The 13,250-nt window shown below is 29.6% G+C and carries 12 protein-coding genes; 4 read left to right on the plus strand and 8 right to left on the minus strand.

The features are described from left to right. Window positions 1-5: 5 nt before the first annotated feature. Together ACTG45_RS15585 and garR are read right to left on the minus strand one after the other, a co-directional pair. Window positions 6-1,388, minus strand: coding sequence for a GntP family permease (locus ACTG45_RS15585; RefSeq protein WP_479917360.1), 1,383 nt, complete (start codon window positions 1,386-1,388; stop codon window positions 6-8). Window positions 1,389-1,524: 136 nt separating this feature from the next. After that, on the minus strand, window positions 1,525-2,430 hold the full coding sequence (gene garR / locus ACTG45_RS15590; protein ID WP_479919325.1) for a 2-hydroxy-3-oxopropionate reductase: 906 nt from the start codon (window positions 2,428-2,430) through the stop codon (window positions 1,525-1,527). Between the two features lie 376 nt (window positions 2,431-2,806). Here garR and ACTG45_RS15595 point away from each other — a divergent pair, with 376 nt between their 5' ends. From ACTG45_RS15595 to ACTG45_RS15605, 3 genes are all read left to right on the plus strand, one after another. Then, entirely contained in the window at window positions 2,807-3,478 is a 672-nt protein-coding gene (locus ACTG45_RS15595; protein ID WP_479917362.1) for a GntR family transcriptional regulator, read from the plus strand. Window positions 3,479-3,572: 94 nt separating this feature from the next. Beyond that, complete coding sequence (locus ACTG45_RS15600) at window positions 3,573-4,121, plus strand: hypothetical protein (protein WP_479919326.1); 549 nt, start codon at window positions 3,573-3,575, stop codon at window positions 4,119-4,121. A gap of 261 nt (window positions 4,122-4,382) precedes the next feature. Then, window positions 4,383-4,691 carry a hypothetical protein gene (locus ACTG45_RS15605; RefSeq protein ID WP_021385744.1) on the plus strand — a complete coding sequence of 103 codons (309 nt, stop codon included), beginning with the start codon at window positions 4,383-4,385 and terminating at the stop codon, window positions 4,689-4,691. Between the two features lie 145 nt (window positions 4,692-4,836). Here the strand turns inward: ACTG45_RS15605 and ACTG45_RS15610 are convergent, their stop codons facing one another. From ACTG45_RS15610 to ACTG45_RS15620, 3 genes are all read right to left on the minus strand, one after another. Beyond that, window positions 4,837-6,627: an ABC transporter ATP-binding protein gene (locus tag ACTG45_RS15610; protein WP_479919327.1), complete on the minus strand. Its 1,791-nt coding sequence runs from the start codon at window positions 6,625-6,627 to the stop codon at window positions 4,837-4,839. Further along, window positions 6,627-8,354, minus strand: coding sequence for an ABC transporter ATP-binding protein (locus ACTG45_RS15615; protein WP_479919328.1), 1,728 nt, complete (start codon window positions 8,352-8,354; stop codon window positions 6,627-6,629). Before ACTG45_RS15615 ends, ACTG45_RS15610 begins: the two co-directional genes overlap by 1 nt. Window positions 8,355-8,604: 250 nt before the next feature. After that, window positions 8,605-9,144: a dihydrofolate reductase family protein gene (locus ACTG45_RS15620; RefSeq protein ID WP_479919329.1), complete on the minus strand. Its 540-nt coding sequence runs from the start codon at window positions 9,142-9,144 to the stop codon at window positions 8,605-8,607. 315 nt (window positions 9,145-9,459) lie between these two features. Between ACTG45_RS15620 and ACTG45_RS15625 the strand changes: the two genes are divergently transcribed. Next, window positions 9,460-10,572 (plus strand): alanine racemase, encoded by a 1,113-nt coding sequence (locus ACTG45_RS15625; protein ID WP_479919330.1) that lies wholly within the window; start codon window positions 9,460-9,462, stop codon window positions 10,570-10,572. A 230-nt stretch (window positions 10,573-10,802) separates the two neighbouring features. Here the strand turns inward: ACTG45_RS15625 and ACTG45_RS15630 are convergent, their stop codons facing one another. The 3 genes from ACTG45_RS15630 to ACTG45_RS15640 are packed head-to-tail and all read right to left on the minus strand — an operon-like array spanning window position 10,803 to window position 13,147. Continuing rightward, window positions 10,803-11,312, minus strand: coding sequence for a nucleoside recognition domain-containing protein (locus tag ACTG45_RS15630; protein ID WP_021385742.1), 510 nt, complete (start codon window positions 11,310-11,312; stop codon window positions 10,803-10,805). 1 nt (window position 11,313) lies between these two features. Continuing rightward, window positions 11,314-11,961: a nucleoside recognition domain-containing protein gene (locus ACTG45_RS15635; RefSeq protein WP_479919331.1), complete on the minus strand. Its 648-nt coding sequence runs from the start codon at window positions 11,959-11,961 to the stop codon at window positions 11,314-11,316. A gap of 13 nt (window positions 11,962-11,974) precedes the next feature. After that, on the minus strand, window positions 11,975-13,147 hold the full coding sequence (locus tag ACTG45_RS15640; RefSeq protein ID WP_479919332.1) for a M20 family metallopeptidase: 1,173 nt from the start codon (window positions 13,145-13,147) through the stop codon (window positions 11,975-11,977). Between the last annotated feature and the right edge of the window lie 103 nt (window positions 13,148-13,250).

Below are 13,250 nucleotides of genomic sequence, written 5' to 3' on the forward strand. Positions count from 1 at the left end.
ATTATTTATAATCCTGGAAGTGGTATAATTCCATTTATAACACTAAGTAATAAAACCATTATAAATGCTACAACACCAGCAATAGTTCCTCCAATTGTCCAAGAATTCAAAGTATCTTTAACTGATAATCCACTAAATCTTGAAAGTACCCAGAACCCAGAATCATTTGGAAGAGAAAAACCAACGCCTCCAGCACATATAGCAAGCCCTACTAAAACTGGCGACATACCAGTTGCCAAAATTGTAGGCCCTAAAATTGATGATGTAGTTACTAAGGCTACAGTAGCAGAACCCTGAGAAATCCTAAGTAGTGCACTTAATAAGAATCCAAGTACTACAACTGATATACTAAGACCAGACATAGTGTCAACTAAGAAATTACCTATACCACTTGCATTTATAACACTACCAAACGCTCCTCCTGAGCCTGTTATTAATAGTATTAAACCTGCTGAATCAGCAGCTTCGATAACAACATCTCCCATAGGTTTACTTATGTATTTCTTTAAAAATACTATTGCCACTAATATTCCAAGAAGTATTGCTATGTTTTTATCTCCTATAAATGCAAGTATTCCACTAATTTTAGAACCTTTTTCCACAAACATACTAAATACATTTGATACAAGTATAAGAAGTATTGGAAATAATAAAGAGAACATAGAAACTCCAAAACCTGGTACTTCAGAAGATTTATCATTTTCAAGCTTGATACTATCTTCTCCCTGTTCTAAATTTTTTTCTCTATCATTCTCATCAATTGCATAAGACGGATATTTTTCAAAACGTTTTCCATAAAGCCATCCACCCACAATAGCAGCTGGAAAAGCGACAATTATAGAATACAGTATAAAACTACCTACATTCGCATTTACATTTGCTGCAACTGCCAAAGGTCCTGGTGTAGGTATTACAAGTGCATGTCCTACTATAGTCCCAACACCTAATGCACATACAAATACCATTAGAGATTTCTTAGTAACTCTTGAAACATACTTAATTATAGGCATCATTATAACGAAAGCTGCATCCATAAAAACTGGAATTGAAATTAAAAATCCTGCTGTAGTTACAGCTAATGCACTATTTTTTTCTCCTGTTTTAGCTAACAAACCCTTAGCAATAGATTCTGTAGCTCTTGACTCTGAAAGAATGTTTCCAAATATTATTCCAAGTCCAATTACAATACCTATACTTCCTAATGTATTTCCAAAACCAGTCGATATTGTAGTCGAAATTTCATTTATAGGCATTCTAACCATAAAACCTGTAATTATCGATGTTATAAGTAATGCCAAAAATGGATTTACTTTAAATTTAATAATCGATACAAGTAAAATTCCTATAGATATAACAAATGCTATCAAAAGTCCGTATCCTGTAATCATAATTTTTACCCCTTTATCATTCTACTTTATTATTTATCAATCTTATTCTTCTTTTACTATGATAACTTAACTTTGCTGTATTTATATAACCTAATCTTAATAGTATGTATTTACTATCATATCAATCTACTTAAAATTAATTATTGTGTTTCTTTATTTCAACTCCTGCTAATTTTTCAAAATACTGTGCTATTCCACCATGGTCATCTTCTAAATGTCCGTGTACTTTTAGTGTCTGCATGATTTCTAATAGTTGACTTGTCATAGGTAGTGGCACATCTAAATTGTGTGCTGTCTGCATTACATTCTTAATGTCTTTTAGATTAATAGATATTTTACCACCTGGTTTAAAGTCACGATTCATAATCATTGGTATCTTTGCATCTAATATTGTACTACCAGCTAGACCTCCTCTTATCGCCTTATAGACTTTTTCTGGGTCTGCCCCTGCTTTTGCTGCAAGTACAAATGCCTCAGATACTGCTGCTATTGTTAAATTAACTATTACTTGATTTGTAAGTTTTGTAACACTTCCACTTCCATTATCTCCAATTAAAATAGATGAACTTCCCATTATATTAAAAAATGGCTCTACTTTTTTATAGGTTTCTTCCTTACCACCAGCCATAAAAGCAAGTGTACCATCAATTGCTTTTGGCTCTCCTCCACTTACTGGAGAATCTATAAATTCCAAGTTCATTTCTTTTAATTTATTTGCACACAAAACAGATTCTGTAGGAGTAACTGAACTCATATCCACTACTATACTTCCTTCTTTTAGAGTCTTTGTCAAACCATCTGCTCCAAATAATACATCTTGTACAATAGCTCCATTTGGAAGAATTGTAAATACTATCTCACACTCGTTACCTATATCTAAAATACTTGCATATTTTGCTCCACATGATATAAGTTCATCCACAGCAGATTTATTAATATCATACACAAAAAGATTACATCCATCTTTCAATAAATTTTTTGCCATTGGTTTTCCCATTATTCCTAATCCAATAAATCCTAACTTCATTTTATTTCCCTCCATATCTTCACATTTTTGAAAACGGTTTTTTATGATTTAGAGTATACTACACACCAGTATACCGGTCAATATAAAATGTAAAAGTATTTATTTTAACAATAAATTGTATTTTTTATATATTTTTATTATATTTAGTTATTCTATATAATATTTAATACATACTATTAATTTAAAATACTACACTCTACTTTCCATATAATTTGTATATTTTAATTAATCTAGCTCTAGTGTTAACCATATATCACTATCCAACAATTTTTCATATTTTGTCATCTTATATATAATTTGAATTTCAAAAGATTGACCTTATTTTTACTATGTTGTATGCTTAAAATTATATAAGTTTTTGTATTTTTACATTGTTTAGGGGGTATTAGATATGGCTACATTTAAAAGATTACAAGAACAAGCATATGACTACTTAAAAGAATTGATACTGTCTGGAGAAATAATAGAAAATGAAATATATTCTGAGACAAAGCTTGCTAGTGAAATAGGCATCTCTAGAACGCCAATAAGAGATGCTCTTCAAAGACTTAGTCAAGATGGATTTATAGATATAATCCCAAGTAAAGGCTTTAGAATTCATCAAATAACAGCAAATGAAATTGTAGAGATATTCCAAATACGCTCTGCAATAGAAGGGTTTTGCACTTTTTTAATTACAAGTCAATACAAAGAACCTAGGGCAGTTGAAACTATAAGTAAATTAAAGTCTCTTTTAGATAAACAAAAAGAAATTTTATTAGGTGATAAAAACTTAAACTCATTTGCTGAATATGATACATTATTTCACACAACAATAGTGTCATATGCTCAAAATACTGAATTTGATAAGATGTTTAACAGTTATATGTACAGAATAAAAAAACTAGCTCTTGACTCATTGTCACATGAAGGAAGACTTGAAACAACATTAAAAGAACATACAGATATTTTTAATAATATAGAAAATGGATGTATTGAGGATGTTTACAGAACGACACTTGTTCATATGGAAACTCCTAAATACATTAATTTAGAAGATTTTTGCAACAATAAAATATTTTAATATTATCTTTGGTAAAATTATATTTATCTTAAATTAATTTCCCAGTTATAAAAAATAATCTATAATTATAGTGTAACTAATATTATTTTAAGGAGTGATTTTTTTGAACAAAGATGTTGTAACTAATGAAACAATCGACAAAGATTATGCTATTGAAGAAGTTCGTATGGCATGTAAGCATTTTGGTGACTTATATTTTTATTTTTCCAAAGTGTTATTTGAAGAATTTGGAGAAGATAAAACTATCGAAATATTAAAGAAAGTTTTGTTTGAAAGGTCTGAAGAAAGAGCTATTGCTATGAGAGAAAGAGCTCACGAAAATGGAGATGAATTAATTGCAGACAATATTATTAGCACAACTGATGTCCCATTCTTAGGTTGGGTTCCTGAATTTGAAGAGTTACATTGTCCTTATGGAGCTTCCTGGCTTGCAAGATTTGAGGAAAATTCTTGGTTTAAAAAATTCGCATCTCTTTATTGTGATGTTACAGATACTACTGTAGCTGAAGTATTTACAGGAGATACATCCCATAAGATAACAAAAAATATTCTATGGGGAGACAAAAGCTGTGAAAGAATATACTTCCATGATGATAAGGTATCTGAAGGCAAGTACACATATGGAAATAAAAATTGTAAATAAATAAATTAAATTTTCTATATTCTTATACTATATTTTGTACTTTTTCATATAAATATTATAACTAGTCTTTTATTTTACTTTGGTTTAACTTAAAGATAATTTAATTTTAATCTATATGTATTACCATATAAGTAATAAGAAAATTATCTTTATAAATTATAGTTTTAAGTTTATAATTTATAAAATATTTATGTTCTTTGTAAAATTTTTTAGGAGCTTCTAATGTTATGCTATAAAACTATCTTGAGAAGGGCTGATTGAATGTTTAATAAAATATATGAAAAGAAAGAATTTATAGTTTTTCAAGTTAAAAAAGGTTATGTAGTTTATAATACTAGAAAGAGTTTTGAAGAAGGTCATACACATTTAAAGCATTTTGAAGCAGCAAAGACAGCTATTGATTTAGCAATAAATAAAAAGATTCCTAGAAGTAAAGATGGTTATTATCTGACTAGTTTAATTCGTATAAGTGATGATTGTTATTACATTGATAAGTTAAGCGAATTATTATATGTCAGAGAACAAAAAGGTAAAAAAGAAAAGTACTGTAATTCTGGTTATCAGATGTAGCAAGACTAGTTGTGAATTATAAGTACCTTTAGTCTTAAAACCAAAGAGTATCAGTAAATTTACAAAATAACTTACTGATACTCTTTTTAATTATATGATTAATATTTAAATTTATTACAAAATTTTATAAAAATTTTTATGCTATCTATTCAGATTCTGTATCTGCAAATTGACTATTATAAAGCTTCTCATAAAATCCGCCTTTTTCCATAAGTTCTTCATGATTACCCTGCTCTATAATGCTCCCATTATTCATAACTAAAATCAAGTCAGCATTACGAATGGTAGAAAGTCTATGTGCTATAACAAAACTAGTTCTACCATTCATAAGATTTCTCATTGCTTTTTGAAGCATAAGTTCTAGTCTAGTATCAACAGAACTAGTAGCCTCATCAAGTATCAATATTGATGGGTCTGATATAAAAGCTCTAGCTATAGTTAAAAGCTGTTTTTCTCCCAAAGATATATTAGAAGCTTCTTCATTTAAGAACATATTGTATCCATCTGGAAGAGTGGTTATGAAGTGATGCACATTTGCTACTTTTGCTGCCTGTATAACTTCTTCCTTAGTAGCTCCAAATCTACCATATTCTATATTTTCAAAAATGGTTCCATTAAATAGCCATGTATCTTGAAGCACCATACCAAACATTGAACGTAAGTCTTTACGTTTCATATCCCTTATGTCTACTCCATCAACTTTAATAGCACCTTTCTTAACATCATAAAACCTCATCAATAAGTTTATTAATGTCGTTTTACCTGCTCCAGTAGGTCCAACAATAGCTACCATCTGACCACTTTTTATTTCTGCATTTAAATCTTCTATTAAAGTTGCTTCTTCTCCATAACCAAAATTAACATGCTCAAATGTAACATTGCCTTTTACATTTTCTATTTTAATTGAATTTTCAACATCAGGTATTTCCTCTTCTTCATCTAGAATTTCAAATACACGCTCTATCGCTGCAAAAGAAGATTGTATTACAGTGGATAACTGTGTCATTTGTGAAAGAGGCTGATTTATCTGCCATATGTAACGTACAAATGCCTGTAAATTTCCGACTGTTATTCCTCCACTTACTGCATATACAGAACCAACAACTGCTACTGCTGCAATTCCAAAATAAGTTACTAATGATACCATTGGATTCATCATACTTGATATAAATTGTGCTTTAAACCCATTTTCACAAAGTTCTTGATTTACCTTTTTAAACTCTTTTATAGAATCTTCTTCTTTACCATATAATTTTATCTCATTAAATCCAGTATACATTTCTTGCACTTTTCCGTTTAGTTTTCCAAGGGCATTTTGTTGTAATGAAAACCTATTTTGTGATTTCTTTACTATGAACTTAGATACAAAGTAACTAATTGGAATTATAAAAAGTGCTATAATAGCCATATATGTGTTAATTGTAAACATCATTGAAAGTGCTAAGATTATTACTAAAATTGAATTTACAATTTGCATAAAACTCTGTTGTAGTGCATTTGATATTGTATCTACGTCATTTGATATACGGCTTAATACATCTCCAAAGCTATTACTATCAAAATAACTAATTGGCAACTTTCTTATTTTATTTTCTACTTCATTTCTTAAATCTCTCATCGTATTTTGGATGGCATTTGTAAGTAGAAAACTTGAAACATAAGTAAAAATTGCATTAGCAACATATATACCTGCTAAAAGCACCAATATTTTTATTACATAATTAAAATTTACAGATGCTCCTGGTATTCCTTTTGCTATACGAATTACATCTTTAGTCAATTGTGTTATTATTAATCCCTCTGTTTTAGGAGCAATTGCATTCATAGTAGCTGCTGAAATTATACATATAATAGCTATAATAAAGGAAAATTTATATCGTTTTACAAATGGAAGAAGTCTACCAATTGTTTTCTTAAAACCTTTAGACTTTTTCATTATTCCAATTCCTCCTTTTTCAACTGAGATGTTGCAATTTCATAGTATATTTCACAATTTTTCAATAATTCTTTATGAGTTCCCATTCCGACAACTTGTCCTTCATTAAGTACTATAATCTTATCAGCATCAATAATAGAACTAATTCTCTGTGCGACAATCAATACAATTGCGTCTTTTGTTTCTTTTTTCAACTTAGAACGAAGTATTGCATCAGTTTTAAAATCAAGTGCAGAAAAACTATCATCAAAAATATATATTTCAGGTCTTCTTATAATAGCTCTTGCAATAGAAAGTCTTTGTTTTTGACCTCCTGATACATTTGCTCCACCTTCACTAATTAATTCATCAAATTTTCTAGGTTTTTTTGATATAAATTCATATGCTTGTGCAACCTTGGCTGAATGTTCTAATTCTGATTCTCCTGCCTTATGTTTACCAAATCTAATATTGTTTGCTATACTACCAGTAAAAAGCAGTGATTTTTGAGGTATAAATCCTATCTTTTTTCTTAAAGCTTTCAAATCATACTCTCTTATATCTACTCCGTTTATCCTAATACTACCTTCTGTTACATCATAAAATCTAGGTATCAAGTTAATCAGAGTACTTTTTCCACTGCCAGTACTTCCTATAAAGGCTACTGTTTCACCAGTCTTTGCAGTAAATGAAACATCTTTAAGTACAGAAGCCTCTCCATCTGGATAAGTAAAAGTTACATTATCAAATTCTATAATACCTTTATTTTCAGTCTCCTTAATTCCATTTTCAGGATTTTTTATCAATGGCTCCTCATTTAAAAGCTCCTTTATTCTATTTGCAGACACCTCTGCTCTTGGATACATAATAAATACCATTGAAAAGAGCATAATTGAAAACATAGCATGGAAAAGATACTCCAAAAATGCAACCAACTGTCCTACTTGAATTTCTCCAATATTTATCTTCTCACTTGAAATCCAAAATACAGCCAAAACAGCTATATTTAATAGTAAAAAGAATGCTGGTTGAGTAATTGACATAAGCTTGAATAATTTTTTAGAAACATTAGCATAATATGTATTTGTTTTTTCAAACCTTTCTGTTTCATAATCATCATTTCCAAAAGCTCTAATTACTCTTATTCCTGTTAAATTTTCTCTTGATATAAGGTTTAATTTATCTAACCCTTTTTGTTGTTTCAAGGATATTGCCTGAGATACTTTTGCTATTATTGCAACTCCAATAATTATAAAAGGTACTGATATAGCTAATACCATTGAAAGCTCTACACTTGTTCTAATCGTCATTATTATACTTATAATAAACATGACTGGTGTTAATAAAGCAGTTCTTAGTAGTATATTCACAAATTGTTGGATTTGAAACGCATCATTTGTCGTTCTTGTAATCATTGAAGAAATTCCAAACTTATTATATTCAGTATGTGAAAATTCTTGAGATTTTTCAAATATGTCATTTCTTATATCCCTAGTTACACTTGTTGACACCTTTGCAGAACAATAACCCAGCAATATACTACCTACAACTCCTATAATAGAAATAATAACAATCACTATTCCCATTTGCTTTATGTAAGCTATATTTTGATTTGCAATACCATTATCAATTATTTTCGCTATTATTGTTGGGATACCCAATTCAACTAATGCAAAACTAAATATAGCCAGTATATTTAATACTATTAACAACTTATAATTCTTTAAATAACTTAAAATTAATTTCATATTTTTCTCCTTTCTTAATTTTTGAGATAGTGTAATTATGTAATCATACCAAATTTATAAATACTTGATTTTATAAAAAAAGGAGAAAAGAGTTAACGCACTCTCTTCTCCAGCATATTCTTTTTAATACACCCTCCGACAAGTCGCTTATATGTTAACACATTTGACAAGTAATGTCAATTCATATAGCCAAAAGTCTTTTAAATGCTTTATTTCATAATGTTATAACAAATTGGCATGTATTTTATTTTTACTTTTTACTGTATTCTAATTTTACAAGTTCTCCAATATTACTAGTTTTCTTAAACTTTAAATTAGTCTTATTTATACCAGATTTAAACAATGGAATCCCTTTACCCAATATTATTGGCAATATATAGATATAATAATCATCAATTAGATTATCTTTCATAAATAATTTTACTATGTCACTTCCTCCAACTATCCAAATATCTTTTTTATCATTCTCTTTCCTAAGTTGTTCAATTAATTTTTGAGGTTCTAAATTTGTATACTTTACATTTTCAGTTGCTCCACTAACTGTATTTGAGTATACATAACACTCCTTACCCTTATAATACCATTCGTTTGGACTAAGTTCATTTGCAACCTGTATATATGTTGAATTTCCCATAATAATAGTATCAATTGTATCGTAAAAAGTATTATAATCTTCTTCCTGTTCATGTTTAAAATCTAAAGATATTTCATCTAAAAAACTTACACTACCATTTTCCTCGGCTATATATCCATCTAAGCTTATTGCAATGTAAAGTACTACTTTTCTCATATTTACTACCTCCAATATCTATAGTGTGATTATTCTACGTAAATATCACTTTTTTACTCATTCAATAATACCCTATTAATATCTCCTAAAACAAAATTAAATGAAATTCGTATTAATTTCAAAAATTATTATATAAATAATTTAAAAACAGGATAGTTTATTGAAAATTCTAATTAATCTAAATAAATATTGCTCTCACTTCACACTGGATTTATAATATAATTATAAGCTATTAATATTGTAAAACTTGTATTTTAATATAATAACTTTAATACTTATAATTAATTTTACTTTTGTTGAAAGGTGGTAAATGACATGAAAATTTCTGAAATTGCTACTCCAAGTTTTTTGCTAGATTTAGACCAGTTAGAAAAGAATATTGATACAGTTCAACAAATTTGTTCAAAGAATAATAAACAACTTTGGCCTATGCTTAAGACACATAAAAGTACCTATATTGCAAAACTTCAAAAAGATGCAGGTGCTACTGGATTTCTCGTTGGGACACTTGATGAAGCTGAAGCTTTAATGAAATCTGGCTTTGAAGATATTATGTTGGCTTATCCTTACATGGGAGATGCAAATATAAGTAGAATTGTAACTATGGCATCAAAAATAAATTTAATCTGTGCTACAGACAATATAGAATGTGCTAAGGCTTACAGTGAAGCTTTCTCTAAAGCTAAGGTTGAATGTAAATTACTTATTATTGTGGATTGTGGCTTACATCGTTTTGGAGTTGAACCAGAAAAAGTAGTTGAACTTGCTACTGAAATTTCAAAATTAGAAAACATAAAAATCGTTGGTATAAGCTCACATCCAGGTCAAGTCTATGGTTGTAGTTCTCCAGAAGGAGTTCCAGATGTGTGTATTCAAGAGGATTCTTCTATGAATAAGGCATACAAAGCTCTAACTGATAGTGGATTTAATATAGAAATTGTCGCTTCTGGTAGCACTCCAACAGTTGAAACTGAAGCTGCTTCCAAAACTATAACTACTGTAAGACCTGGAAACTATGTATACTATGATGCTATACAAATAGGTCTAGGTTGCGCTACTGAAGATATGTGTGCTCTCACTGTTGTGTGCACTGTAATCTCAAAAAATAGCAGTGGATACTATTTAGTAGATTGTGGAAGTAAGTGCCTTGGACTTGATAAAGGTGCACATGGAAACAGCAGTATTATTGGCTATGGTAGAGTTTGTGGACATCCAGAGCTTACTATTGATTCACTTTCAGAAGAGGTCGGAAAAATTAAAGTAAATGGTGAAACTAATATAAAAATTGGTGATAGAATAAGAATCATACCTAATCATTCTTGTTCCACTGGAAATTTGACAAGTAACTTGTTAGGTTTTAGAGGAGATACAATAGAGAAAGTTATTGAAGTAGATATACGTGAAAATTCAAAACAGATTCTACTTTAAAATATATTTGTATTAATTTAAAAATATTTTTAATATAATACTCATATTAAAAATATAAAAAAAATACAAACTCTAAAAATTATAAATTAAAAGAAGTTTACCAAAATACGTTTTTAGTAAACTTCTTTTTTAATTAATATAAATATTAATTACTTTATATTAATTATTATATATCAATGCTTGTACATATTGATTCTTGTACAAACTTTATAATTAAGTTATAATGTTATCTACATTAATCCCATAACAGTAAGTAAGACTCTTACTATCAACATTCCTACTACTGCATCAAATATAGGAACTGCCAACAATAACATTCTATACTTAGTACTAGCATTTGCTACAAGTACTATTCTCGCATAATGACCAACTAGAGTACCCATTAGCATACATGGCATAATTAATATAGTTGCTTGTGGTGCAGTAATTAGACCTTGTGCAAATAAGTTTGCAGCTGTAGCTGCTCCTGCTGCCTTAGCAAAGAATGCCGCTATCAAAACTACAACTGATTCTCCAGGTAGACCAAAAATACCCATTACTGGACCGAAAACACTTCCTAAAATATCAACTAGCCCAGTTAATTGTAAAAACTGTACTATTACATACCCCATTATCATAGCTGGTAATATTTGTTCCACACCTATGTAGAAACCTTTTTTTGCGCCTCCCATAAATGTTTCAACAACAGTTTTCTTAGGTTTACTATTTACAATTGCATTTCCAGTATTTTGTTGACTCATACTACACAGCCTCCTTAGTCTTAGTCTTCTTATTTTTTACACTTATAATTAATCTAACTAAATTGGCACCAAGTATCTTACAGAATATCTCTATAAGGATTATTGGACCTAATGCTAATAATGCTATTGGTAGAAGTGGAGCTTGAGTATTTATTGTATTTAATATAACCGCTGAACCAGCATATTGATATGCTACAAATATAGTTCTTTCATCATCCGTTATTTCTCCACTTTCATATAATTCTTTTGTCATTATTGAAGCTACATCTGAACTAGTAAATGAAGATACAAACGCTATACCCGCTATACCAGGTATACCAAGTATAGGTCTAAGCAATGGATTGAATATCTTTGATGCTGCTTTCATTCCGCCCATAGATTCAACTACATCTATAAGCCCTACAGCAAAACAGACAGTTGGTATCAAAGTTAGTGAAAATAAGAATCCATCTTTTGCTCCAGTTCCTCCTTTCCCCATAAAATCTACACCCTCTGATATGGTACCAAATGAGCCTGTAAGATTAGCAAAATCTAGTGCTTTAAGAAATCCTTGACTATCCTTAAATATTCCTGAAAATAATACTATCAATATAAATAAAGACAAATATCCTTTCCATGTTACCTTATTATCTCCAGTTGTTTTGTCCATATAAAATCCCCCTTTATACCTCAAATTTATCTAAATTTAAAACAATTGTAGAAATTAATTTCACCCTCTCAAACATCGAATTTACTAATGCATATTCTCTTGATGTATGATTCCATTCTCCTCTTACACCAAAAGAACAAATTGTAGGAACGTTTGCAATGGTCAAATAACTGGCATCTGAACTTCCTCCAAGTCTCTTAGCCTTTAACTCTCCAAACCCATTTTCTTTAGATACTGTATTTACAAACTTGTGAAATCTCATAACGTCTTCTGTAGTTTCAAATGCCATCATTTCACTTATAAAGTCAACTTGTGTAGAAGTCCCTTCTATATAAGTTTCTTTACATATTTCTCTAACTTTTTCTTTAACATTCTCCATTTCTTCTACTTTCTCAAATCTAAGGTCTACTTCTATATTACAATCTTCTGGAATAGAGTTTGATACTCTTCCTCCCTTAATAACACTTACACTTGCTGTAGTTCCAATCTCAAGATTGGTCAATTTTTGTATGCGTAGTATCTTATTTGCCATTTCTTCTATAGCATTTCTTCCACCTTCAAAGTCATTACCTGCATGTGTCTCTACACCTTTTACGTGTACATTACATCCTATTCTTCCTTTTCTACCTACGCACAAACTATTATCTACTAATCCAGTTTCCATATTAAAAGCACAAAGACCACCTTTTGCTTCTTTTAATATAACTTCCCCACCAGTTGAATCCTTATGTCCTATCTCTTCATCCCCGGAAAATACTATTTTTATTGGTCTTTCTTTATATCCTATTTTATTTAAAGCTTTAATAACATATAAAGCAATTACTATTCCACCTTTCATATCTAAGACACCTGGTCCATATGCTTTTCCATCTATTATTTTAAATGGATTTTCCCCAAATGTACCTATTTCAAACACAGTATCCATATGCCCTGAAAAAATTATTGGCTTTTTATCTATACTAGAACCAAGTGTACCTATCAATGTACTACCATTGTCTCCAACGTCTACCAGCTCACAATCTAAGCCTTCCTTTTCAAACTCAAGCTTTAATCTATCAGCCAACTTATTTACGCTTTCTTTACAATGTGTATAGCTTTCTATATTAACAATCTCTTTCCATAATGAAACTATTTCTTCTCTCTTCTCATCAACAAACTCAGAAATCTCATTTAAATATGTATTCATAATAATCTCCTTCATTCTTTAATAAAATATACTTCTTACCTAAAATCTAAGTCTATTTTAGGAAATTTTAAAAGACTAGTCCTTAAATACAAAATATCACAAT

The organism is Clostridioides sp. LIBA-7602, from assembly GCF_056688945.1.

Bases quoted from the DNA above. Each gene is read 5' to 3' on its own strand.
- ACTG45_RS15630 (WP_021385742.1), bottom strand. From the start codon at position 11,312: ATGAGTCAACAAAATACTGGAAATGCAATTGTAAATAGTAAACCTAAG.
- ACTG45_RS15620 (WP_479919329.1), bottom strand. From the start codon at position 9,144: ATGAGAAAAGTAGTACTTTACATTGCAATAAGCTTAGATGGATATATA.
- ACTG45_RS15595 (WP_479917362.1), top strand. From the start codon at position 2,807: ATGGCTACATTTAAAAGATTACAAGAACAAGCATATGACTACTTAAAA.
- ACTG45_RS15625 (WP_479919330.1), top strand. From the start codon at position 9,460: ATGAAAATTTCTGAAATTGCTACTCCAAGTTTTTTGCTAGATTTAGAC.
- ACTG45_RS15610 (WP_479919327.1), bottom strand. From the start codon at position 6,627: ATGAAAAAGTCTAAAGGTTTTAAGAAAACAATTGGTAGACTTCTTCCA.
- garR (WP_479919325.1), bottom strand. From the start codon at position 2,430: ATGGAGGGAAATAAAATGAAGTTAGGATTTATTGGATTAGGAATAATG.
- ACTG45_RS15605 (WP_021385744.1), top strand. From the start codon at position 4,383: ATGTTTAATAAAATATATGAAAAGAAAGAATTTATAGTTTTTCAAGTT.
- ACTG45_RS15635 (WP_479919331.1), bottom strand. From the start codon at position 11,961: ATGGACAAAACAACTGGAGATAATAAGGTAACATGGAAAGGATATTTG.
- ACTG45_RS15615 (WP_479919328.1), bottom strand. From the start codon at position 8,354: ATGAAATTAATTTTAAGTTATTTAAAGAATTATAAGTTGTTAATAGTA.
- ACTG45_RS15640 (WP_479919332.1), bottom strand. From the start codon at position 13,147: ATGAATACATATTTAAATGAGATTTCTGAGTTTGTTGATGAGAAGAGA.
- ACTG45_RS15585 (WP_479917360.1), bottom strand. From the start codon at position 1,388: ATGATTACAGGATACGGACTTTTGATAGCATTTGTTATATCTATAGGA.